19 protein-coding genes and 1 tRNA gene are annotated in these 21861 nt (G+C 70.0%); 10 read left to right on the plus strand and 10 right to left on the minus strand.

Annotated features, from left to right (window positions below; translation table 11 throughout):
* Positions 1-596: 596 nt before the first annotated feature.
* Positions 597-1601 (plus strand): hypothetical protein, encoded by a 1005-nt coding sequence (locus ACLQ21_RS14630; RefSeq protein WP_425664696.1) that lies wholly within the window; start codon positions 597-599, stop codon positions 1599-1601.
* A 102-nt stretch (positions 1602-1703) separates the two neighbouring features.
* Here ACLQ21_RS14630 and def read toward each other — a convergent pair whose 3' ends face one another.
* On the minus strand, positions 1704-2267 hold the full coding sequence (gene def, locus ACLQ21_RS14635; RefSeq protein ID WP_425664697.1) for a peptide deformylase: 564 nt from the start codon (positions 2265-2267) through the stop codon (positions 1704-1706).
* Positions 2268-2308: 41 nt separating this feature from the next.
* Here def and ACLQ21_RS14640 point away from each other — a divergent pair, with 41 nt between their 5' ends.
* The 3 genes from ACLQ21_RS14640 to ACLQ21_RS14650 all read left to right on the plus strand — a co-directional run bounded on the left by ACLQ21_RS14640 (position 2309) and on the right by ACLQ21_RS14650 (position 4546).
* Positions 2309-3250: a DMT family transporter gene (locus ACLQ21_RS14640; protein WP_425664698.1), complete on the plus strand. Its 942-nt coding sequence runs from the start codon at positions 2309-2311 to the stop codon at positions 3248-3250.
* A complete protein-coding gene (locus ACLQ21_RS14645) occupies positions 3247-4446 on the plus strand; it encodes a glycosyltransferase (protein ID WP_425664699.1) in 1200 nt (399 codons plus the stop codon). The genes ACLQ21_RS14640 and ACLQ21_RS14645 overlap by 4 nt, the downstream gene beginning before the upstream one ends.
* Before the next feature lie 26 nt (positions 4447-4472).
* A tRNA-Ile gene (locus ACLQ21_RS14650) sits at positions 4473-4546 on the plus strand.
* An 82-nt stretch (positions 4547-4628) separates the two neighbouring features.
* Here ACLQ21_RS14650 and ACLQ21_RS14655 read toward each other — a convergent pair.
* The 3 genes from ACLQ21_RS14655 to ACLQ21_RS14665 form a co-directional block, all read right to left on the minus strand.
* Positions 4629-6005 (minus strand): FAD-binding oxidoreductase, encoded by a 1377-nt coding sequence (locus tag ACLQ21_RS14655; protein ID WP_425664700.1) that lies wholly within the window; start codon positions 6003-6005, stop codon positions 4629-4631.
* Between the two features lie 947 nt (positions 6006-6952).
* Positions 6953-8074, minus strand: a complete 1122-nt coding sequence (locus ACLQ21_RS14660; protein WP_425664701.1) for a hypothetical protein — start codon at positions 8072-8074, stop codon at positions 6953-6955.
* A 436-nt stretch (positions 8075-8510) separates the two neighbouring features.
* Positions 8511-9536 carry an NADPH:quinone reductase gene (locus ACLQ21_RS14665; protein WP_425664702.1) on the minus strand — a complete coding sequence of 342 codons (1026 nt, stop codon included), beginning with the start codon at positions 9534-9536 and terminating at the stop codon, positions 8511-8513.
* Between the two features lie 157 nt (positions 9537-9693).
* Between ACLQ21_RS14665 and mgtE the strand changes: the two genes are divergently transcribed.
* Complete coding sequence (gene mgtE, locus ACLQ21_RS14670; RefSeq protein ID WP_425664703.1) at positions 9694-11052, plus strand: magnesium transporter; 1359 nt, start codon at positions 9694-9696, stop codon at positions 11050-11052.
* Between the two features lie 52 nt (positions 11053-11104).
* Here mgtE and ACLQ21_RS14675 read toward each other — a convergent pair whose 3' ends face one another.
* The 3 genes from ACLQ21_RS14675 to ACLQ21_RS14685 all read right to left on the minus strand — a co-directional run bounded on the left by ACLQ21_RS14675 (position 11105) and on the right by ACLQ21_RS14685 (position 13708).
* Entirely contained in the window at positions 11105-11803 is a 699-nt protein-coding gene (locus tag ACLQ21_RS14675) for a VOC family protein (RefSeq protein ID WP_425664704.1), read from the minus strand.
* A 109-nt stretch (positions 11804-11912) separates the two neighbouring features.
* Complete coding sequence (locus tag ACLQ21_RS14680; protein WP_425664705.1) at positions 11913-13058, minus strand: sensor histidine kinase; 1146 nt, start codon at positions 13056-13058, stop codon at positions 11913-11915.
* On the minus strand, positions 13055-13708 hold the full coding sequence (locus ACLQ21_RS14685; RefSeq protein WP_425664706.1) for a response regulator: 654 nt from the start codon (positions 13706-13708) through the stop codon (positions 13055-13057). The genes ACLQ21_RS14680 and ACLQ21_RS14685 overlap by 4 nt, the downstream gene beginning before the upstream one ends.
* A gap of 148 nt (positions 13709-13856) precedes the next feature.
* On the opposite strand from ACLQ21_RS14685, the gene ACLQ21_RS14690 reads away from it, so the two are divergent.
* A complete protein-coding gene (locus tag ACLQ21_RS14690) occupies positions 13857-15077 on the plus strand; it encodes a heparan-alpha-glucosaminide N-acetyltransferase domain-containing protein (protein ID WP_425664707.1) in 1221 nt (406 codons plus the stop codon).
* Between the two features lie 46 nt (positions 15078-15123).
* On the opposite strand, the gene ACLQ21_RS14695 is transcribed toward ACLQ21_RS14690, so the two are convergent.
* Complete coding sequence (locus ACLQ21_RS14695; RefSeq protein ID WP_425664708.1) at positions 15124-15609, minus strand: hypothetical protein; 486 nt, start codon at positions 15607-15609, stop codon at positions 15124-15126.
* A gap of 180 nt (positions 15610-15789) precedes the next feature.
* On the opposite strand from ACLQ21_RS14695, the gene ACLQ21_RS14700 reads away from it, so the two are divergent.
* Positions 15790-16365, plus strand: coding sequence for a dihydrofolate reductase family protein (locus ACLQ21_RS14700; protein WP_425664709.1), 576 nt, complete (start codon positions 15790-15792; stop codon positions 16363-16365).
* An 86-nt stretch (positions 16366-16451) separates the two neighbouring features.
* Positions 16452-17285, plus strand: coding sequence for a phosphatase PAP2 family protein (locus tag ACLQ21_RS14705; RefSeq protein WP_425664710.1), 834 nt, complete (start codon positions 16452-16454; stop codon positions 17283-17285).
* Between the two features lie 30 nt (positions 17286-17315).
* Here the strand turns inward: ACLQ21_RS14705 and ACLQ21_RS14710 are convergent, their stop codons facing one another.
* A complete protein-coding gene (locus ACLQ21_RS14710) occupies positions 17316-18677 on the minus strand; it encodes an APC family permease (protein ID WP_425664711.1) in 1362 nt (453 codons plus the stop codon).
* A 74-nt stretch (positions 18678-18751) separates the two neighbouring features.
* Between ACLQ21_RS14710 and ACLQ21_RS14715 the strand changes: the two genes are divergently transcribed.
* Entirely contained in the window at positions 18752-19831 is a 1080-nt protein-coding gene (locus tag ACLQ21_RS14715; RefSeq protein WP_425664712.1) for an alanine racemase, read from the plus strand.
* On the opposite strand, the gene ACLQ21_RS14720 is transcribed toward ACLQ21_RS14715, so the two are convergent.
* Positions 19828-20661, minus strand: coding sequence for an LLM class flavin-dependent oxidoreductase (locus ACLQ21_RS14720; RefSeq protein WP_425664713.1), 834 nt, complete (start codon positions 20659-20661; stop codon positions 19828-19830). The genes ACLQ21_RS14715 and ACLQ21_RS14720 overlap by 4 nt on opposite strands.
* Positions 20662-20715: 54 nt before the next feature.
* On the opposite strand from ACLQ21_RS14720, the gene ACLQ21_RS14725 reads away from it, so the two are divergent.
* Positions 20716-21540 carry a DUF1684 domain-containing protein gene (locus tag ACLQ21_RS14725; RefSeq protein WP_425664714.1) on the plus strand — a complete coding sequence of 275 codons (825 nt, stop codon included), beginning with the start codon at positions 20716-20718 and terminating at the stop codon, positions 21538-21540.
* Positions 21541-21861 lie beyond the last annotated feature (321 nt).

Consider the following 21861-nt stretch of genomic DNA (forward strand, 5'->3'; position numbering starts at 1 on the left):
CCGGTGCGCCGACGCTGTCGGCGGGCGCGTCGCGGTGCGACGGTCGATGGTTCGAGCCCAACTCGGGGAGCCAACGGCCCCGCGCTCCGCGCGGGGCCTTCTGCGTTCTGCACCTGGTGCGCCGATGCTGTCGGCGGGCGCGTCGCGGTGCGACGGTCGATGGTTCGAGCCCAACTCGGGGACTGAACGGCCCCGCCTCCGCGCGGGGCCGTTGTGCGTTCTGCACCAAAGGCGCCGCGCTTCCCGCGGGGTCTTTGTGGGTTCCACGCGCGGCACGCCGACGCCGTCAGCGGGGGCGTTTTGCGCGATCTGCACACTGTTTTTGTAACCGGCGTGTCGGACATGACCGATTCGTCATATTCGCGCGACCGCCCCTAACGTTGCCACGTCAATCGAATGCCCGAGAGCCTTCCCGGTCCGGGCATTCTGCACGTCCAGGCGGCTCCAGGGTCGCCTTGACTGCTGCGGCGCCGATGCCGTGACCCGCACGCGATGGGCACGACTGCCCTGCACGCTGCCCGGCTGCAGCGTCACTCGCAGTGCGTCCGCGAGCTGCTCCCAAGGGGGCGCTCACCTACCAGGAGGTTCCTATTCCTATGTTCCGTCGTGCTCTCGCGCTGCTCAGCGCGGTGCTGCTGTCGGTCACGCTCGCTCCGGCGGCCGCGATGGCTGCTCCGACCGAGGGGTCGGGTGGTGCTCTCACCAACCGGCTCAACCAGTTGTTCACCGCCAACGGGATCACATCTCAGTACCACATCTTCGCCGGCGACCTGGACTGGTCGAAGCCGGTCGGGCTGCTGCTCTACACCGACGGGTCGGGCGGCTATGGCCTCGACAACCCGAACTCCTCGTACCTCCTCGACGCCGACGGCTCCGCCGGGCTCGTCGAGGTCGCCCGCAAGCACAACATGCTGCTGCTGACGCCGTTCGCCCCCTCGCCCAGCTGCGGTGGCGCCGACAACTGCTGGTACAACACGACCGGCAGCCCGGCAGCCCCCGCCAAGGCCGACTGGGCGCGTGCGCTCGTGGACGACGTGTACGCGCAGTACTCGATCGACAAGGCCCGCGTCGCGATCGGCGGCTACAGCTCGGGCGCGCAGTTCACGACCGGATGGTTCGCGCCGCGCCACGGCGCCGCCGTGCAGGAGGACGGCGTGATCGTCCCCATCGCCTTCGGCCGCGCGCCCGCCGTCGCAGACACCTTCACCCCCGAGTACCGGGCGAACGTCGTCGGCCACTGGAACACCGGCACCTCTGACTCCGCGTACACGACGGCGTCCTGGGGCGCACGCGGTGGGCACGACTGGTACGCCGGGAACGGCTTCGCCACGACGTCCGAGTGGCCGGCCGGTGTCGGCCACGGTCGTAGCGGTGAGTTCGCCGGCATCATGGACGCGCAGATCGCTGCGCACGTCCCGGCCGGAACGCCGGCTGCGGCTGCGCCTCCGGCGCCGGCTCCCGTCGAGCCGGCTCCCGCCCCCGCGGTCGCCGGGGATCGCAATGGCGACGGGCGCGTCGATGTCGCGGACCTTCAGGCCTTGAGCGCCGAGCGCCCCGACGACGCTGAGCTGGCCGGCCTGGTCGCGAACTGGACCAACTGAACGCAGTGAACGAAGTGGAGCGCCCCTCTCGGAAGAGAGGGGCGCTCCTGTCGTTGCGGCGGTGCGTCCGCTTTTGCACGGGCGGGACGATGGCTCGGGCCGTCAGTCCTCGAGGTTGTCGACGCCCGGCATCCAGCTGAGCCCCTCGACGCCCCACTTGTTGCGCTTGACGGCCTTCTGCACGCCCTTCGTGCCGAACGCATCCAGGCGGTCGGCATAGAGGATGCCGTTCAGGTGGTCGAACTCGTGCTGCAGGATGCGCGCGAGCCAACCGGAGGCCTCGAGCTCGTAGTGCTCGCCGTGCTGGTCCTGCGCACGCAGGATCGCGCGCTCCGCCCGCAGCAGCGCGAAGCGCTCACCCGGGAGGGAGAGGCAGCCCTCCTCGTCCTCTTCGCCGGGCACGCCGATCGGGAGCGGCGAGATCCACAGCTCAGGGTTCGCGGCGACCCTGCGGGTGCGCACGCCCTCCGCATCCGTCCAGTCATAGACGAACAGCCGCTTGGCGAGCCCGACCTGGGGCGCCGCGAGGCCGACGCCGGGCGCGGCCTCCATGGTGGCGAACATGTCGTCGACGAGCGTGGCGAGCTCCGCGTCGAAGGTCGAGACGGGCTCGGCGACGCGGTGCAGCACCGGTTCTCCGGTGATGCAGATGGGCAGAACAGTCATGTCCTCCAGGGTATCGAGGCCTGGGCGAGTAGGTTCGGAGCGTGCTGTTCGCCTCCCTCGACGACCTCGCGGCAGAGATCTCGCTCACGCCGCTGCAGGCGCTCGGGATCCCGCTCGCCATCGTCGGCGCGGTGTTCCTCTCGGTCGGCACGCAGTTCCAGCACCGAGGCGTCGGCCACTTCCAGGGCGGCGACCAGCGCGGAGCCGCGCTCGGCGGCAAGGCGGTCCTGAAGATGCTGCGCGAGCCGGCCTGGCTCGTGGGCACGGTGCTGCTCGGACTCGCCGTCGCGCTGCAGCTCGCCGCACTGGCCTTCGCGCCCCTGATCGTGGTGCAGCCGCTCGGCGCCGTCGCGCTCGTGGTCACCGCGCTCCTCAATGCGCGCCTCGCCGGCATCCGCCTCGACCACCGCACCGTGCGCTCGATCGGACTGTGCCTGATCGGCATCGGCATCTTCGTCTTCATCGCCGCGATCTACGCGATCGAGCGGCCCATCAGCGACCGGCAGCTGCTCACCGTGCTCGCGCTGCTCGTGGTCGCGCTCGGCGGCCTCGGCGCCGCGTGGTGGTTCTTCCGCTCGCGCGCGAACGCGATCTTCTACATCCTCGCCGCGGGCGTGCTCTACGGGTTCGTCGTGACGCTGTCGAAGGTAGTGATCAACCGCATCATCTCGGCGCAGTTCGAGTGGCTCACGATCGTCTGCGCCGTCGCGATGCTCGTGGCGCTCGCCGCGGGCAGCTATGCCGTGCAGCTCGCGCACGCCTCGGGGCCGCCCGACCTCGTCATCGCCGGCCTCACCGTCATCGACCCGCTCGTCGCCGTGCTCATCGGCGTCACCGTGCTCGGCGAGGCGTCCGCGACGCCGCCGTGGGCGATCATCGTCTACGCCGGAGCCGGCGCGCTCGCCGTCACGGGCGTGTTCCAGCTCGCGCGCCATCACCCCCAGATCCGGACGCTCGACATAGCGTCAGAGGAGGACGAATGACCGACCGACCCCTGCGCATCCTCATCGCGTCAGACACCTTCGCCCCCGACGTCAACGGCGCCGCGAAGTTCACGACGCGGCTCGCCGCCCGCCTCACGAAGCGGGGACACGAGGTGCACGTGGTGGCGTCGGCGCTCGGACGTGGCCGGCACGGCACGCATGTCGAGGAGCACGAGGGCCAGCGGTTCACCGTGCACCGCCTTCGATCGATGCTCTACCCGGGACACGAGTGGCTGCGCTTCGCGGAGCCGTGGCGCGTGTGGCAGAACGCCGCGTCGCTGCTCGACGCGCTGCGGCCCGACGTCGTGCACTTCCAGTCGCACCTCGTGCTCGGGCGTGCGTTCTCGACCGAGGCGAAGAAGCGCGGGATGCGCGTGGTCGGCACGAACCACCTGATGTTCGAGAACCTGATGGACCACTCGAACATCCCGCGAGCGTTGCACCCGGCGGCAGTCGACTTCGCATGGGGTGACGCGGCGACCGTGTTCGGCCGCTGCGACGTGGTCACGACGCCTACGCGCCGGAGCGCCGACTACCTCGAGCGCAAGACGGGGCTCACGGGCGTGCACGCCATCTCGTGCGGCCTGCCCGGCGACGAGTACTCGCCCAACCCCGAGCGGCAGCGCGGACGCATCGTCTTCGTCGGGCGCGTCACGAGCGAGAAGCGCCTCGACACGCTCGTGCGGGCGGTCGCGCTGCTGCCCAAGGACCTCGACTGGCACCTCGACATCGTCGGCGGCGGCGATCAGATCGACGAGCTCGCCGCGCTCGCCCGCGACCTCCACGTCGCCGACCGCGTGACGCTCACCGGCTACGTGAGCGATGCGGAGCTGCGCGCACGCCTGCGTGGCGCCGAGGTGTTCGCGATGCCGTCGACGGCCGAGCTGCAGTCGATCGCGACCATGGAGGCGATGGCGACCGGGCTGCCCGTGGTCGCTGCCGATGCGATGGCGCTGCCGCACCTCGTGCGCGACGGCGGCAATGGATGGCTGTTCCGTCCCGACGACGCGGCCGACCTTGCCGACAAGCTGGAGCGCGTCCTGCGGCTCGATGACGACGACTACCGCACGTACCAGCGACACAGCCTCGAGATGGTCGCCCCGCACGACATCGAGACCACCATCACGGCATACGAGCGCATCTACCGTGGCGAGGACATCCGCGACCCGGAGACCGTCGTCGAGCTGCACAGCTAGGCTCGAACACCGGGCCGCGAGGCCTCGGGGCGGTAGCTCAGCTGGTCAGAGCAGGGGACTCATAATCCCTCGGTCACGGGTTCAAGTCCCGTCCGCCCTACAAGAGCCCGGTTGCGAGCCAGATCCTCGAGCCAACGAAGCGCAACGACCAGCATCCGTCACATCGGATGTGACCTGCGCTCCTACGAGGCGGGCTTGATGTTCTGGTTCACGTGGAACAGGTTGTCCGGGTCGTACTTCGCCTTGATCTGGGCGAGCCGTGCATAGTTGCCGCCATAGTTGTCCGCGATGCGAGCCTGGTCGTCGGCGTCCATGAAATTGATGTAGCCACCAGCCTCCGCGTGTGGCCGGAGCGCCTCTGCCAGGTCGCGTACCCATCTCGTGTTCGCTTCGTTGTCTGCCGGGTCCTCCCAGAAACCAGCGATCACCGGAGCGAAGTTCGCGTGTCGATAGGCGAACGCAGTCGCATCCGGAGCGACCCGCTGCACGGCGCCGTCGATCGGGTACACGTGCACGCTTGTCTGCACGCTGGGCACCGTGTGGCCGAACCTGATGTAGGCGTCGATGGCGCCGTCACTCAGCTCTGAGATGAAGTTCGCCTTCCAATAGTCCTGCAATCCCTTGTGGACCAGCTCATCGAACGCGCCGTTGAGAGCCGGATACGGCATCTCGCCCACCATCGACCCGACCACGGGCGCGACGTCGAGGTACGGCTGCCACATGCCCGGTCCTTCCGCGGGATCGCCCGTCCACATGCCCACGATCACGCAGACCGGCTGCCCCACCCACTCCTCGGGCAGGAACGGGACCGGCGGCCCCTGGTGGAAGCCCAGGAAGACGCCGAACTCCTCCGGGGCCGCCTTGATCTGCTCCCGGTAGAACTCGGCCACGGTCCGCGCGTGCTCGATCGGGTAGATGATGATGCCGGCGTGCACGATGTCGACGGGATGCAGCTGGTATTCGAAAGAGGTGACGACGCCGAAGTTGCCTCCGCCACCGCGGAGCGCCCAGAACAGGTCAGCGTTCTCGGCCTCGCTGGCGGTCAGCAGGTCGCCGTCAGCGGTGACCACCCGGGCAGAGATGAGGTTGTCGCAAGTCAGCCCGTGCTTGCGGGACAGGTAACCGATCCCGCCGCCGAGGGTGAGGCCGGCGATGCCGGTGGTTCCTTGTATGCCCCCAGGGGTGGCCAGCCCGTGCTCATGGGTCGCACGATTGAACATCGACCACGTGGTGCCGGCATCCGCTCTCGCCCGTTTGGTGCTCGGGTCGACCTCGACGGTGGTGCGCGCCGAGAAGTCGAGCACGATTCCATCGTCGATCGTGCCGAATCCGGGCCCGCTGTGCCCGCCGCCGCGGATCGCGAGTTCGAATCCGTGCTCTCTGGCGAGCTTCACGCCCTCGATGACGTCGCCGTCGTCAGCGACCCGAATGACCGCGGCCGGCCGTTTGTCGATCATCGCGTTGAAGACCGAGCGGGCCTCGTCGTACTCGCCATCCTCAGGCATCACGACTTGGCCGTGGAAATTGCCGCGGATGTCGCCGATCACGTTGCTGGACATGGCGCGCTCCTGTGCGAATGCCGGGCTCGTGTCGGGTGATCCGGCCCTGGTTGCCAGCTGGCACGGGCGCTCTTGAGCGGGAAGTTACGCCGACCGCGAGGCGCATGTCAACGGGGCTCCTACTGTTCGCGGGTGGGCGTCGGGGCACCGGGGGAGTGCTCAGGTCGCCCTATCGAATAGCCGATCCAAGAGCACCTCCTTCGGCACCGTGAGCGGCTGCCGTGTCCTCGAGTGAGAACCACGTCAGCGGCAGCAACCCAGCGTCCGCGCCCACAAAAACGGGCACCCTCCTTCAGGGCGGCGGTGACGCCTTCATCGGCGACGGCGGGCGCCTGCGGCCCGGCGGTGTCCCCGTGTGGGGAGAGCTAATGTTCCTTTCGTGCAGCCAATACGTCACCGTTTCAGATCTCGGCGGCGGAAACGTGGATGGTGGTTGTGGGCGCAACGAGTCGGGCAAGTCCTCTTCTACGCAGTCATGGGCAGTATCGCGGCGGTCGGAGTGGTTCTCGGCATCTCTGACATCGTCGATTCGAACGAGCCGGTCCTTTGGGGAACCTTCACCGAGCATCGGTGCGAGGAGGCCCGCTATGGGTGTCGAAGCGTCGGGACGTGGCATAGCGACGACCGCAGCATTCGGCTCGAGAACGTCTATCTCGACGGTCAACCAAGGGACAACGGAACCGTCAGAGCGAGCTACCAGCCAACCGGAGTCTCGAACGACGCTGACAACAACATCGTTCACACAGCGGTCGGACATGCGCTAGGGCCATTCATGCCCTGGGCGGTGGTCGCACTCTGTGTCGGCGGGGCGGCCATTCAGTGGTGGAAGTGGCGAGGGACGTGGCGCTAGCGCGCGGATCACAGATGCCGGAATCGCACTAGAAGGACGGCACCGTGAATCGGCACCAGTGACGACCATCAGCTTGTCGACCCGCTCCCTGTTCTGCTCAGCCCCAGATCCGCGTCGCGATCTGCGAGACGGCCGGCATGACGTCGATCTCCTGGTGCGTGAAGAAGTGCACCCAGGTGTCGCCGTGGAACACCTGCACGTCCTGTGCTGTGACGCCGGTGGTCTCGCTGACGTAGGCGAAGACGGGGTCGGCATCCGTGCCCGCGACGGGGACGGCCTCGTAGCCGAATGCGATGTCTTCGTCGGCGGCCGCTTGCAGGACGTCGATGTCAGCCGCGTCGAGGCCTGAGTGGAACTGGATGATGACCATCCGGTCACGGCTTCCGGGTGGCGCGAAGAGGCACGTGAACAGTCGATGATCGGCCGACACGCCTTGTGAGGCGACGGTGTGGTTGGCGACGATGTCGATGTCGTCAGGTGTGGTGAGGACGAGCCCGCGACTGGCGTGTTCCTCGACGGTACGTTGCGGGACGAGCGTCTCGCAGCTGCTGGGCGGAGCAGTGCTCGGCGGCGCGACCGCTGGCAGCTCCCATACGGCTGCGGCAACCTCGCGCGCGACCTGCTCCGACTGGCGGAGGTTGCCTGAGACCCGCAGCCAGCGGTCACCGCCGAGGACCCACGCTTCGCGATGCTCCGTGTTCGGGTCGGGGTCGATGGTCCACAGCATCGACACCGAATCCGCGATCGACTCGCTCGTCCATCCGGTTGCGGTTGCGGCTTGGGCGAGTGACTCGCTCTCGCCGTCGTCGAGGCCGGCGTACACCTCGATCGACGAGACTCCGTCGCCCTCGAGCTCCGTAGTGAAGATGCAGGTCACGACGTGGCGATCTGCGGCAATCGTCGAAGCGGGCTCGTCGGCGAGCCAGAGGGGTCCGTCGTACCAGGACGTATCGAGCCGTGCGGGGTTCAGCACCAGTCCCTGTGCGATGTACGAATCGACAGTCGCCGCAGGCACCACGCCAACGCAGTCGTGCGGATCGGCCCGCGGCGTCCTTGAGGGAGGGGCCGCCGCGGCCGCCGATGCCGACGCCGTAGCGACCGGTTCTTGAGTTGCGATCGCTTCAGAGGTCGCTCGCGGAGGACTTGCGGCGCATGCCGAGAGCGTCAGTGCCGCGACGACCAGACTTGCGGTCGCAGCGGTGCGATAGCCGGTGTCCATGGCGCGACCGTACATGCTCCGTCGAGGGCGCAGGCGTGATTCTGGGTGCCGCCACAAGTGCTCGCTCTTGCGGCGACGACGTTCAGTCGTCCTCGGTCATCCGATGGAACGCCTCGCGGATTGACGAGCCTGCCTCTAGCGGGACTCGCCGGGTGGGATGAACCGAGGATAACTCCGCTACGCTCCGGAGGTGACCTTCGCACCCCCGAGCCCGGATGGGTTCGTCGTCTTCGGCCTAGCCGGCGTCTTGATCTGGGCCGGGGTCACGACCTTGGTCCTCCTGGTGACCTACTGGATCATCCGCCTCGCGGTGCGTCATGCACTTCGGGACCACGCGAAGAGTGGAGGAACGCGGGGCGATCGCTCTGCGGGTCCGCGCGACTGGTGACGAGTTGCCTGTCAGCGGCACAGCTCCCGGTAACCGACACTGCTTTCTTCAGCGCAGGTCGTCCGCGACGGTGATGAGGACCTTCCCGGTGACCCCGTCTTCAACCGCATCGTGAGCTGATGCCGTGTCCTCGAGTGAGAACCACGTCAGCGGCAGGCCCGCCTCAGCGCCGACCGGAAGAGCGCCCGCCTCGAGGGCGGCGGTGATGTCTTCCGCGGCGACGGCGAGCGCCTCCGGCCCGACGGTGTAGAGCAGGAGTCCCTGCCAGCGGACGTTCTTCGCGAAGCTCGTCATGATCGGCGCGGTGAACTCGTCGCCGTTGTTGTTCGCGTAGTACGCGATGCTGCCGTGGTTGGCGAGGACCTCCACATCGAGCGCGGCGTTCTGAGCGAGCGCGACTTCGACGATGTGGTCGACGCCGTCCGGAGCGACGGAGCGCACCTTGGCAGCGAGCTCGCCATCCGGGTACTGGAGGACGTGGTGCGCGCCGGCTGTCCGCGCAAGTGCTGCCTTGTCGTCGTTGCTGACCGTGGCGATCACGGTCGCGCCCGCCCACACCGCCAGTTGGATCGCGGCGTGCCCGACCGCGCCTGCTCCGCCCTGCACCAGCACCACGCGGCCGTCGAGGGTGCCGGGTGCCAGTCGCGCCGGGCCGAACTCGTGCACGGTGAGCGCGCGGTGGGCGGTCATCGCAGGAACGCCCAGGCTCGCGCCAACATCGAACCCGATGCCGTCCGGCAGGCCGACGACGCGGCTGGCCGGCACGACCGTGAACTCCTGCGCGGTCCCGGTCGGTCGCTGGTGAGCGGCGAGGAAGAGCCACACGCGGTCGCCGATCTGCAGCCCCTCGACGTCCGACCCGACAGCATCGACGACGCCGGCGCCATCCTGGTTCGGGACGATCTCGGCGAACGCCAGCGGCCTGCTGCCCGCGCGTGCCTTCCAATCGGTCGGGTTGACACCCGACACGGCGACACGGACCCGCACCTCATCCGGGCCGGGCACGGCGGGCTCGCGGTCGGTGAGCTCGAGGACCGAGGAGGGGCCGGACTGGGAGTAGGTGATGGCTCGCATGTTGTCTGCAAGGTGCGGGCGGCTGGGAGTATTCCGCTCGCCTCCGGCAGACGACGACATGATCGCGGGACGATGGCTGTCCGGAGCATCGCGAGTGTGTCTCGCACGCGGTGATGGACGAGCGTCGAGGTGACGTCTGGCAAGGAGGGGGAGCGCTATGGGCGGCGCCAAGAGCCACAAGGCGAGCAGCACCGCTGCCGTCGAGCGAGCACTCCGCGACCAGCGATTCGAGGAGCTCGCCGGTCTACTAGCGCCATCGAGCGCACCCGAGGTCGTCACCCTCCTGAAACGGATGTCTCGACGCGATCGGGCGGTGGTCTACCGATTGCTGCCGAAGGACCTGGCAGCGGAGGTGTTCGAGCGCCTGGGTTCTGCTCTGCAGAGCGACCTCGTCCAGGGGCTCCAGGACGAGCAGGTGGCGGACGTCTTTGCCCGACTCGGACCGGACGACCGCGTCAGCCTGCTCGATGAAGTGCCCGCAACCGTCGCGAGCCGACTGATGCATGGGTTGACGCCGAGGGAGCGCGAGCGCACCGGCGTGATGCTCGGCTATCCGCCCCGGTCGATCGGCCGCCGGATGAGCCCCGGCTTCGTCGCGCTGTCGTCGGTGATGTCGGTGAAGGCCGCGCTCGAGCGCATCCGGTTGAGGCTCGAGGATGCCGAGACGATCTACACGCTGCCGGTCGTCGACGATGAGCGCCGCCTCGTCGGGGTCGTCAGCATGCGCGACCTCATGCGCGCGGGGGAGGACTCCACGCTCGTGGGATCGATCATGCGCCGGCCCTACAGCGTGTCCGCGCGCTCGGACGCGGAGGAGGCGGCGCGGCGGTGCGCCGGCCTCAAGCTGCTGACGCTGCTCGTCATCGACGAGGAGGAGCGGCTCGTGGGGATCCTGACCGTCGACGATGCGCTGCGGATCATCGAGGAGGCCGACAGCGAGGACCAGGCGCGCAGTGCCGGTTCCGAGCGGCTTCGCCGCCCCTACCTCTCGACGAGGGTCAGCACGATCGTGCGCTCCCGCGTCGTGTGGCTGACGGTCCTCGCCGTCGGTGCGACGCTGACGGTCCAGGTGCTCGAGGTGTTCGAATCGACGATCTCGCAGATGGTGGTGCTCTCGGTCTTCATCCCGCTGCTCATCGGCACGGGCGGCAACACGGGCAATCAGGCGGCGACGACGGTCACTCGCGCGCTGGCGCTCGGCGATGTGACGCCCCGCGACTTCCCGCGCATCGTCGTCCGTGAGGCGTGGACGGGTCTGAGCCTCGGACTGATCCTCGGCGCTGTGGGCTTCGCGTTGACCGCGCTCTTCTATGGCCCGCCCGTCGGCGCAGTCATCGGCTTGACGCTCGTCGCGCTGTGCACGCTCGCCGCCACCGTCGGAGGGGTGATGCCGCTCGCCGCGAAGACGCTGCGTGCAGACCCAGCGGTCTTCTCGAATCCGTTCATCACGACCTTCGTCGACGCCGCAGGCTTGATCATCTACTTCCTCATCGCTCGAGCGCTGCTGGGGCTGTGACCGACGGCGAGGTCGGCGAGGTGGATGCGTCGAAGCTGCCCGAGCGATCCGCCTATGCCGCCGACGTGTCGACGCAGACGACTCCCTCGTTGCCATCCTGGTCGGCGATCACGGTGAGCGAGGGTGCGTTGCTGTCGTCCACCACCGTTCCGCCGGCGGCGACCGCGGCGGCGATGCGTGCGGCCGCCGCTTCCGGGGCCACATAGACCTCGACGTGGAACCGCTGACGCGGGCCCCCCTGGTCGACCGCATCCCCGAACCACAGGTTCGGCACCCGGCCGGTGGCGTCCCGGATCTCGTCGCTGGGGGAGCCGTGGCCCTGCGCCTCTGGGCTTCCCGTCAACAGGGCCGCCCACACGGGTGCGATGGCCGCGGATCGTGCCGTGTCGAGGCCGAGCTCGATGACGCTGACCGAACCCGGGTCGGCGGCGAGCGTGTGCTCGGCGGCGATCTCAGTGATCCGTCGAGCTAGGTCGAGGTCCTTCTTGGTCACCCACTCGACGACGTGCTCGGTGCCCTCGCCGTCGCGGTAGATGGCGTCGTCGCTGATCAGCTTGAGATCGACGTACCCCGGGCCGATCGACACGATCGGATGGTGTCCGAGCACGTCGCCCGCGTCACCCACGGCCGCGACGAATCGAGCGGCGGCGCTGAAGTCGTCGACCAGGTAGCGGGCATGCAGTCCTTGGGCGAGCTTGCGCCAGTCCGTCAGTCCGGCGGAGGCGATCTGTTCACCGCTCAGCATGTCCATGCGCGCCCAACCTCTCCACGATCCCGCGCAACGCTGTCAGAGCTTCGCTGGGATCGCAATCGTCCGCGTCGAGCCGGCTGCGCCTCGCTGCGCACGCCTCGGGATGCGCTCATGGCGTGGGGGCGCCAGAGCCGTGACTGCGTACATCCGGGAGCGTCGCCTCGAGCAGGAATCCGCCCTCCTCGGTGGGGCCGGCGTCCACGCGCCCGCCCAGGAGGTCCGCGCGCTCACGCAGACCCGTGAGACCGTGACCGCCGGTGGGCAGCTCGCCGGTGGGTGGAGCGGGCGGCGGACCGTTCCGCACAGTGACGTGGAGGCCGGTGCCGCGCGGCTTGATGCTGACGGAGACGGCCGCGCCCGGGGCGTGCTTGCTGACGTTCGTCAGTCCCTCTTGGACGGTGCGGTATGCCGCCCGCTCGGTGGGTTCGCTCCATTCGCGTCCGCTCGAGGCGTGCATGTCGAGGGTGGCGTTGTGCCCACTGGATTCGACCAACAGCGGGATGTCGGCGAGACGGGGCTGCGGCACCACATCGATCGCGGCGGTGTCGCTTCGTCGCAGCACCCCGATCATGTGGCGCAGCTCGTCGAGCGTGCGAACACTGAGGCGGCGGATGGTCTGCGCGCTGTCACGGACGTTCTCGTCCGGCGCCGTGACGCCGAGGGCGCCGGCCTGGACGGCGATCAGGCTGACCTGGTGCGAGACCACGTCGTGCATCTCCCGAGCCAGCCGGGCCCGTTCCTGCGCCAGCACGCGCTCCGCGAGCAGCTGCTGCTCGCGGGCGTGGCTCGACCGGATCTCCGCCAGGCTGTTGGAGAGGTCCCGCTTGGTCTGCGTGAGCACGCCGAGCGCCACGGGCGCGCCGACGAAGACGGCGCTGTAGATGAGGCCGAGCGGGTCGACCCTGCCCTGAGCAGAGTCGCCCCACGCGAGCTCGGTGAGCGGCCAGGGCAGGTAGTACGCGGCCGCCGCGATCAGCGCGCACACGACGACCGGCCACCGCTTCTTCGCCGTCGCGGCAATGGTGTACAGGGCCGCCAGGGGGGCGATGAGGACGTAGGCCACGAGCAGCGCGGGAACGGTCAGCGCGAACGCCAGATACGGCCAGCGCCGTCGTGCCACGAGCCCGAGCGCGGCGATGATGGAGAGCACCATCGGCGTGCCACCTTCGCGGTCGGTGCTGAACGCGGCATCGAGCAGCGCGAGCACCACAAGCGCCGCGTCGACGGCTGCCGGCGGCGGTCTCACGGCACTCACGGTCCACGTTCCGACGCGGGCGCGACAGTGAGCCCGGCATCGCGCGCGATGACCGCTGCCTGGACACGGTTGCTGACTGCCAGCTTGGCGAGCACCGCGCTGACGTGGTCCTTCACGGTGGACGGGCTCAGATGCAGCTGCCGGGCGATCTGCGCGTTCCCGAGCCCTTGACCCACCAGAGCGAGGACCTCGCACTCCCGCGGGGTCATCGTCTCGATGCCCGCACGCGAGCGGGGGTCGCTGCTCGCGCTGAGGTAGCCGGTGATCACCGTGTCGGTCACCTTCGGGGACAGCACCTTGCCACCGGCGACCATCACCCGTACCGCCTGGACGAGATGGTCCGGCTCGGTGTCCTTCAGCAGGAACCCCGCGGCGCCGAGGCTCAGCGCCTGTGCGATGTGCGCATTCGTGTCGAACGTCGTCAGCATGGCCACGACCGGGGGATCCGCCCACGCGGAGAGCTCGCGCAAGATCGTCAGACCGTCGACGTGCGGCATCCGCAGGTCGAGCAGGACCACGTGAGGGCGATGGCGCCGGACCTGCTCGATCGCGTGCACGCCATCGCACGTGGCGGCCACCTCGATGTCGGCAGCTGCTTGCAGGATCAGCCGGAAGCCCGACCGGACGAGGGCCTCGTCGTCGATCACCATCACGCGGATGATGTCTGGGGGCTGCCCTGCCATGAGCCGATTATGGGGCCTCGAACCGGCGTTCGGGGCGGGCACCCCGCCGAATGGCGGGGATGCCCTGCCTGAAGCGCGGATGTCGCACGGACGGATGCTGGCTCAGTGTTGTTGCATGGTCACCGACGCAGCCATCCCGAGCACCGCTCCCGCGGCGAACAAGCAACGACTGGTGGCGGTCGATGCCACCCGCGGCATCGCTCTGCTCGGCATGATGGCGGTGCACGCGCTCTTCGCTTACGACGCGGAGGGGCACGTGACCTGGACCTATGAGCTCGCCGCCGGACGATCCGCCGCGACGTTCGCCGTCCTGGCCGGTGTCGGCATCGCCTTCATGACGGGTCGGCGCCAAGTGCTGGGCCGGGAGCGGAGGGCTGTGGCCGCAGCGCTCGCTGTCAGGGCACTGCTCATCGCGGTCATCGGTCTCGCGCTCGGCTACGCCGACCCGAGCATCATGTCGGTGATCCTGGTCTACTACGCCGTGCTCTTCGTCCTGGCCATCCCGCTGACGTTCCTGCCCGACTGGGCGCTCGCGGTCACGGGCGTCTGCATCTCAGTGGGGATGCCCGTCGTCAGCCACCTCGTGCTCCCGTTCCTGCCCGAGGCGTCCGGCGTCAACCCGTCCTTCGAGCTGGTCCTGTCCCAGCCGGGTGCGCTGCTGACGGAGCTGACGCTGACCGGCGTCTATCCGGCACTGCCCTGGATGGCGTACATCTGCGCGGGTCTGCTGGTCGGGCGCTTGCGCCTGTCCTCGCTGCAGACAGCGACCAGGCTCCTGGCCTACGGCGCGGCCGCCGCGGTGACCGCCGCGGCGGCTTCCCTGTGGGCGCTGCATGGGCTCGGCGGCGAGCAGCAGCTGTACGCGACTGCCGCAGAGGCCGGGATCAGCTCGGAAGAGGTCACCGACATGCTGATCTGGGGCACGGCTGGCACCACCCCGACGACCACCTGGTGGTGGCTCGCCACCGACGCGCCCCACACCACCACCCCGCTCGACCTGCTGCACACCACGGGTGTCGCCGTTGCCCTGCTCGGCGCCATGCTCCTCCTTGAGTCGCTCGCGGCTCGCAACCGCGCGCTCATGACGGCGATGCGCGTGCTCGGCGCTGCGGGTGGGATGACGCTGACCCTCTATGCCGCGCACGTGATGTTCATGAACTCCCCGCTCGACGTCTTCGACGCCACGACCGGCTACCTGCTCCAGGTCGCCGCAGCGCTCACCTTCGCATGGGTCTGGCACCTGCGGCTGGGGCGGGGTCCCCTCGAGACGCTGGTCAGCAAGGCGTCCCAGGCGGCACGGCATGCCGTGATGCCCAAGGCATCCCCAGCGCCGTGATCCAGTACGACGCCGTCGCCCTGCACCGGCATCCCGTGTGCTGCCCTCAGTCCTCTGCGTCGCCCTCGGTCGCGTCGAGCGCTGCGAGGCAGTCGCAACCGGGCTGGCCGAGCACCTCTCGCCGCTCGTTGTAGCCCTGCAGCACCGCGAGCTGCACGGGCACCGGCGTCTTGTAGAGCCAGCGCTGCTTCAGCGCGACGCCGATCCGCACGGAGCTGCTGCCCCAGATGAGGTCGACGATGATGAGCAGCACGCCGACGGCTCCGAGGATCGAACCGAGCGTGAGCTCGAACGTGCCGGCCATGATGCGCGTCCAGAAGAGCCCGACCGCCAGCGCGGCGCCGGAGGCGAGCAGCGCGCTCAACCATCGCGGTCGCGCGCGACGGGTCACGTCGGCAGCCTCGATGGCGGCGAGCCGCTCGGCCTCGAGCGCCACCTGGTGCACGGCGTCGTGGTCGAGTCCCTCGTCGGCCGCGAGCCGGCCGATCCGCTCGGCCTTCCGCACCTGCGACTCGTAGAGCGCCTCGCTCACCACGGTCTCCGATCTGCCATCCCGTCAGGGTTCCAGCACAACGACGATCCCATCCAGCGTGTCGCGGCGCAGCCTTCGAACCTAGCACCGGATGAGGGCGGGGAATGGCCGCGCGAGCGCCGCTCCTTGACACCCGGCGGGGCGCACTCGACGATCGACGCACAGCGAAGAGGAGCCAGCATGACCGCGACCTACACCTGGGACATCTTCTGCAGCCTCGACGGCTACGGCTCGCACCACGGCGACTGGGGCGGCTACTGGGGCAAGCAGGGTCCGGAGCTCCTCGAGCACCGTCTCGCCCAGTACAGCGACGACGTGCGCATGGTGTTCGGGGCCACCACGTACCGCGAGTTCGTGCAGATGCTCGACCCGGACCCCGAGAAGGCGGGCACGGAGGACCCGTGGGTGAAGCGGATGCGCGCCGCGCCCATGACCGTCGTGTCGTCGTCGCTCGAAGAGCCGCTCGACTGGCCCGACGCGACCGTCGCCCACGGCGACGGCGTCGACATCGTCGCGCGGCTCAAGGAGGAGTCCGATGTGCCGCTGCGCTCGCACGGCAGCCTCTCGCTCAACTGGGCCCTGATGTCGGCAGGCCTCGTCGACCGCCTGCAGGTGACGGTCTTCCCGGTGATCACCGGCACGACCGGCGACGACCCCATCCTCGGCGGCGCAGGTGACTTCGATCTCGACCTGCTCGAGAGCCGCACGCTCGACGGCCGCACGCTCGAGCTCGTGTACCGGCCGACGCCGCACTGAGAACACTCCGCCGACGTCCAGGCTGACGGACGGCTGTGGGAGCAGGATGACCGGGGGACAGGTCCACTGACCCACGGAGGGCGAGCATGACGGTCGACGAGCAGCAGCAGCCGGAGCACGGCCCCCGCGGGGAGCGCACGCAGGACACCCAGGTCGGCGACGTCGAGCTGACGCACTGGCGCACGCGGCTCGGCCGCTGGATGGCCGGCTTCGCGCGCTGGATGGGCGCGACTTTGGGTCCGTACGCGACCCTCATCATCACGCTCGCGATCGGCGCCGCGATCGCCACCGCGCTCAGCTTCCTCGCGGTGGCCGTCTACGACGCGGTCACCGACGAGGACGGCATCGCAGGCATCGACCGGCCGGTGCTCGACGCGATCATCACCATCCGGAATCCAGGGGCGAACGCGTTCATCACCGGCTTCACGGATCTGGCGGGCACGGTGGGCATGCCCCTCGTCGCGATCATCGCGCTCGTCACCCTCAGCATCCGTCGGCGCTCGTGGACGCCGCTCGTGCTCATCGTCGCCGCCGGCGGCGGCTCGCTGCTCATGACCGTGGCGGGCAAGATCCTGATCGGCCGCGACCGGCCGCCGATCACCGACGCGGTGCCGCCGTACGAGGTCTCGGCGTCGTTCCCGAGCGGCCACACGCTCAACGCCGTCGCGATCCTCGGCGTCATCGCCTACCTGCTCATCCTCCGCCGGCACACGGCATGGTCGCGAGCGCTCATCATCGTCATCGCGGTGGTCGCGACCGTGCTCGTCGCCGCGAGCCGCGTCTACCTCGGCCACCACTGGGTGACGGATGTCGTGGCCGGCTGGGCGCTCGGCGCGGCCTGGTTGGCGCTCGTCATCACCGCGCATCGCCTCTACCTGACGTCGAGGCTTCGGCACGACGAGCAGCGCGCGCTCGCCTGACCGGTCAGGCTGGCTGGGTGGCGACCCGCGTCACCGCTCGTCGACCGCGCCCTCCAGCGCGGCCGGTCGCCGCCGCAGCCCGCCGGAGGCGACGTAGGCGACGAGCCCGACCGCGATCGCGATGGCCCCGAAGAGCCACACGTGCGGCTCCTGCTGGCTGAGCAGCAGGATGCACGAGCCGATGCCCAGCACCGGGACCCACGTCCACACCCGGAAGTGGCCGCGCTCGACGCGATCGCGCCGCAGCACGAGCACGGCGATGTTCGTGCTCAGGAAGACGAACAGCAGCAGGAGCACGACGGTCTCGGCGAGCGTGCCGAGGTCGCCGACGAAGGTGATGCCGATCGCGACGAGCGTGGTGACCAGGATGGCGACCCACGGCGTGCGCCGGCGCGGAAGCACGCGGCCGAGCGCCGACGGGAGCAGTCCCTGCTCGGCCATCCCGAAGGTGAGCCGGCTGGCCATGATCATCGTGAGCAGCGCGCCGTTCGCGACTGCGACGAGCGCGATGACGCCGAAGATCCACGCCGGCATGGGCACGCCGGTCGCCGCGAACACGTCGAGCAGCGGTGACGTCGATCCCGCGAGCTCCTCGGGCGGCAGCGCGATCGCGCTCGCGAGCGCGACGAGCACGTAGACGACGCCCGCGACGAGGAGCGAACCGAAGAGCGCGCGGGGGTAGGTCCTGCGCGGGTTCTGGAGCTCCTCGACCATGTTGGCGGAGGTCTCGAAGCCCACGAACGAGTAGTAGGCGATGATCGCCGCTGCGAGGGTCGCGAGCGCAGGGTTGGCGCCCGGCGGGAACTCGCCGATGTGCTCGACGTTCCCGCCGCCACCGCCGAGCATGACGGCCACCGCGACGATGATGAGCAGCAGACCGGTGAGCTCGATCACCGTCATGACGACGTTCCCCGCCATCGACTCGCGGATGCCGCGCGCGTTGAGCGCGGCGACGAGCAGCAGGAACAGCGGTGCGGCGAGCGCGGGCGCGATCGGCACGAGCGCCGAGAGGTAGTCGCCGAACGCGAGCGCGAGGCCCGCGGCGCTCACGACGCCGGCGGCGAGCATGCAGAAGCCGACGAGGAACGACACGATCGGGCTGCGGTACGCGCGCTGCGCGAAGACCGCGGCACCGCCGGCGCGCGGGTACTTCGTGACGAGCTCCGCGTACGAGCCGGCGGTCAGCAGCGCGAGCAGGAGGGCCAGCAGCAGCGGCAGCCACAGCACCCCGCCGACCTCGGCGGAGAGGACGCCCGTGAGGGCGTAGATCCCGGCGCCGAGCACGTCGCCGAGGATGAAGACGAACAGCAGCGGACCGGTGATCCCTCGCTTCAGCTTCGTCGGTGCTTCGTCATGGGCGTCGGCGGTCGCCGGTGCGTGCTCGTGGGACATGCGACCAACGCTAGAAGATCGTTGCTTGGGGGACACCGAGCGACGCTGCCTCGGGCACCGGTACGCTCCGGAGCATGAGCCCGAGCACGCCGTTCCTCTCGGTCGACCTCGAGCGCATGCAGGCGAACATCGCCCGCACCGCCGACGCGGCGACGGCCCGCGGGCTCGCGCTGCGCCCCCACGCCAAGACGCACAAGTGCATCGAGATCGGGCGGATGCAGCTGGCTGCCGGCGCCGTCGGACTCACCGTCGCGACGGTGGGGGAGGCCGAGGTCTTCGCCGCCGCGGGGCTCGACGACCTCTTCATCGCGTACCCGCTCTGGGTCGACGCCGCCCGCGCCGCCCGGCTCAGCCACCTCGCGGCGGTCGGCGCGAACATCTCGATCGGGGTGGACTCCGTCGCCGGCGTCGAGCGCGTCACACGCGGGGGACTTGCGGGCCGCATCGCGGTGCGCGTCGAGATCGACGCAGGGCATCACCGGTCCGGTTGCGAGCCAGGGCTCGCCGGTGACGTCGCGGCGGCCGCGGTGCGCGCCGGCATCGACGTCGAGGGCGTCTTCGCCTTCCCCGGCCACGCGTACGCGCCCGAGGGGCGCGAGCGGGCGGCCGCCGACGAGGTGGAGGCGCTCACGGTCGCGGTCGCCGCGATGCGAGCCGCTGGCGTCACGCCGCGAGTCGTGTCGGGTGGCTCGACCCCCAGCTTCGACGCGGCGCTCGCGCTCGACTCGCCGGTGACCGAGCTGCGGCCCGGCGTGGGGGTGCTCGGCGACGCCCAGCAGTGGGAGCTCGGCAGCATGCGCTCGAGCGACATCGCCCTCACCTGCCATGCGACCGTCGTGTCGCACGCGGGCGGCCGGCTCGTGCTCGACGCCGGCTCGAAGGTGCTCGGCGCCGACCGGGCTCCGTGGGCGACCGGCTACGGGCGGCTGCTCGACCACCGGGACGCCCGCATCGTGCTGCTGAGCGAGCACCACGCAGTTGCCGAGCTGCCGGAGGGCGCCGAGCTGCCGCCGCTCGGCAGCGTCGTGCGCGTCGTGCCCAACCACGTGTGCACCGCCGTCAACCTCGTCGACGAGCTCGCGGTGCACGACCACGGCACCGATGCACAGCCGGTCACCACCTGGCGGGTCGCGGCCCGCGGCCGCAACAGCTAGGGCAGCAGCGCGCGGCACTCGCCGATCGTCGTGGCGAGCCGCAGGATGCCGTCGCCGGCTTCCGGCTGCCCCTCGGCGTCGAGCGCCAGCAGCGGCACGCTCGTCGCGCCCGCCTCGCCGAACGAGCGCGCGAGCTCCGCCACCTCATCGGCCGACGCGTCCGACCGGATGCCCGCGAACTGCACGACCGGGAACGCGCCCTTGAGGCCGGCCGCCTCCCGGGCGGCTCGCACCACCTCGACCGCCGCTCGCGTCACGTCACGCCCGACCTCTGGCGTCAGCTCGCCCGCCAGGATGACGCCGTCGCCAAGCTCGCCCGCGATCGCCAGCGCCTTCGGGCGACCGCCGCCGATCAGCAGCGGCGGCACCTCGTGCGGGGGCCAGCGCAGCCGCACCCGGTCGAGCCGCACGTAGCGGCCCTCGACGCTCAGCTCGTCGCCGGCGAGCAGCGTGCGCAGCGCGGTCGCGTGCTCCGTCAGCAGCGTGAGCGGCGACTCGGCGCGCACTCCCGCCTGCGCCATCCACTCGAGCACGCCGTGACCGATGCCGGGCAGGAACCTGCCGGGGAACATCCGTGCGATCGTCGCGATCTCCATGGCGGTGAGTGCGACGTTGCGCAGCGGCACCGGCATGAGCCCCAGCCCCACTCGGATCCGGTCGGTCGCGGCGAGCACGGCGGCGGCGGTGGAGGTGCCCGATTGCCCGAAGCAGTCCTCCCACAGCCACAGCTCGTCGACGCCCGCTTCGTCGGCCGCCTGAGCGACGCCGATGAAGCGCTCGGGCGCCTGCTCGGGCGGGAGGATCAAGCCGATGGTCGGTGCGGGCAGCATGCGACGAATGTACGGTGCGACGCCCACGTGGGTGCCGCTGGATAGGCTTGCTCCATGAGCGACACCGCTGTGACGGCTCCCGACGACGCCACCATGGAGCACCACGAGGCCTTCCGACGCAAGCGCGACCACAGCGTGCGCGCCCCGCAGGGAGCGCTCGCGCTCGTCGTCACCGCGTGGGTCTCCGAGCCCACGACGATCGAGGGCGTCCCGGGCACCTGGTCGCTGTCGCCGTCCGGCGACGGGCTGCAGGTCACGGCGGATGCGTCTGACGAGATCGTGGTCGACGGCCAGGTCGTCGACGGCGCGGCCATCGTCTACGGCCACGACTCGATGACGCCGAGCTCGGTGCGCTTCGATGACCACACGACGGCGTTCGCTGTCGGCCCCGACTTCAACGGTCGCTTCGCGCTGCAGGTGTGGGACTCGGACGCGGCGGAGTCGCGCGGCTTCCAGCGCATCGACGTCTACCCCTACGACCCGGCGTGGGTGAAGCACGGCACCTTCGAGCCGGTCGACGGCGGCGTCGCGTTCGAGTACGCGAAGTCCCGTGGCGGTTCGCTGCGCCAGGGTGTCTCGCCCGGCCGCATCCGCTTCGAGCACGAGGGCGCTCAGGTCGAGCTCGTCGCGCTGCCCGACGGCGACAGCCTGCAGATCGTGTTCGCCGACGCCACCACGGGCGACGAGACCTACGACGTCGGGCGGTTCCTCTTCGTGAAGCCGAGGCACGACGGCACCGTCGACCTCGACTTCAACCGGGCCATCGTGCCGCCGTGCGCGCTGAGCGAGCAGTTCAACTGCCCGCTGCCGCCGGCTGGCAACCGGCTGGCCTTCCCGATCCGCGCGGGGGAGCAGCGCCCGATCTTCGCGAAGCCGTAGGCCTCTCCCCGTCCCACTCTCCGTTCCAGCAGGTCGGGCCGGTCTGCCCCTTTCCGTTGGTCGAGCCGGTCCGGGCGCGCAGCGCCCTGACCGTGTCGAGACCGACCGCCAGCGCGAGCCGGTTTCGACACGCGCAGCCGCCTTCGGCGGCGGCGCGGCTCAACCAGCGGTGAGACGGCAGCCCCTTCGCTGATCGAGCTGATCGAGCCGGTCCGCCCCTTTTCCGTTGGTCGAGCCGGTCCGGGCGCGCAGCGCGGCGGTTTCCAGGGTCTAGTGCAACGCGGTGTCTTCTGTCGGGGTTGAGAGTAGCCGGGCGAGGAC

The organism is Agrococcus sp. DT81.2 (assembly GCF_049844935.1).
In the GTDB taxonomy this organism is placed as follows: Bacteria; Actinomycetota; Actinomycetes; order Actinomycetales; family Microbacteriaceae; genus Agrococcus.

What these genes read in the sequence shown, in the direction of transcription:
- ACLQ21_RS14655 (WP_425664700.1), bottom strand. Translation starts at nt 6,005, where the DNA reads ATGTCCAGCAACGTGATCGGCGACATCCGCGGCAATTTCCACGGCCAA.
- ACLQ21_RS14660 (WP_425664701.1), bottom strand. Translation starts at nt 8,074, where the DNA reads ATGGACACCGGCTATCGCACCGCTGCGACCGCAAGTCTGGTCGTCGCG.
- def (WP_425664697.1), bottom strand. Translation starts at nt 2,267, where the DNA reads ATGACTGTTCTGCCCATCTGCATCACCGGAGAACCGGTGCTGCACCGC.
- ACLQ21_RS14715 (WP_425664712.1), top strand. Translation starts at nt 18,752, where the DNA reads ATGAGCCCGAGCACGCCGTTCCTCTCGGTCGACCTCGAGCGCATGCAG.
- ACLQ21_RS14630 (WP_425664696.1), top strand. Translation starts at nt 597, where the DNA reads ATGTTCCGTCGTGCTCTCGCGCTGCTCAGCGCGGTGCTGCTGTCGGTC.
- ACLQ21_RS14665 (WP_425664702.1), bottom strand. Translation starts at nt 9,536, where the DNA reads ATGCGAGCCATCACCTACTCCCAGTCCGGCCCCTCCTCGGTCCTCGAG.
- ACLQ21_RS14720 (WP_425664713.1), bottom strand. Translation starts at nt 20,661, where the DNA reads ATGCTGCCCGCACCGACCATCGGCTTGATCCTCCCGCCCGAGCAGGCG.
- ACLQ21_RS14675 (WP_425664704.1), bottom strand. Translation starts at nt 11,803, where the DNA reads ATGGACATGCTGAGCGGTGAACAGATCGCCTCCGCCGGACTGACGGAC.
- ACLQ21_RS14700 (WP_425664709.1), top strand. Translation starts at nt 15,790, where the DNA reads ATGACCGCGACCTACACCTGGGACATCTTCTGCAGCCTCGACGGCTAC.
- ACLQ21_RS14710 (WP_425664711.1), bottom strand. Translation starts at nt 18,677, where the DNA reads ATGTCCCACGAGCACGCACCGGCGACCGCCGACGCCCATGACGAAGCA.
- ACLQ21_RS14645 (WP_425664699.1), top strand. Translation starts at nt 3,247, where the DNA reads ATGACCGACCGACCCCTGCGCATCCTCATCGCGTCAGACACCTTCGCC.
- mgtE (WP_425664703.1), top strand. Translation starts at nt 9,694, where the DNA reads ATGGGCGGCGCCAAGAGCCACAAGGCGAGCAGCACCGCTGCCGTCGAG.
- ACLQ21_RS14690 (WP_425664707.1), top strand. Translation starts at nt 13,857, where the DNA reads ATGGTCACCGACGCAGCCATCCCGAGCACCGCTCCCGCGGCGAACAAG.
- ACLQ21_RS14705 (WP_425664710.1), top strand. Translation starts at nt 16,452, where the DNA reads ATGACGGTCGACGAGCAGCAGCAGCCGGAGCACGGCCCCCGCGGGGAG.
- ACLQ21_RS14685 (WP_425664706.1), bottom strand. Translation starts at nt 13,708, where the DNA reads ATGGTGATCGACGACGAGGCCCTCGTCCGGTCGGGCTTCCGGCTGATC.
- ACLQ21_RS14725 (WP_425664714.1), top strand. Translation starts at nt 20,716, where the DNA reads ATGAGCGACACCGCTGTGACGGCTCCCGACGACGCCACCATGGAGCAC.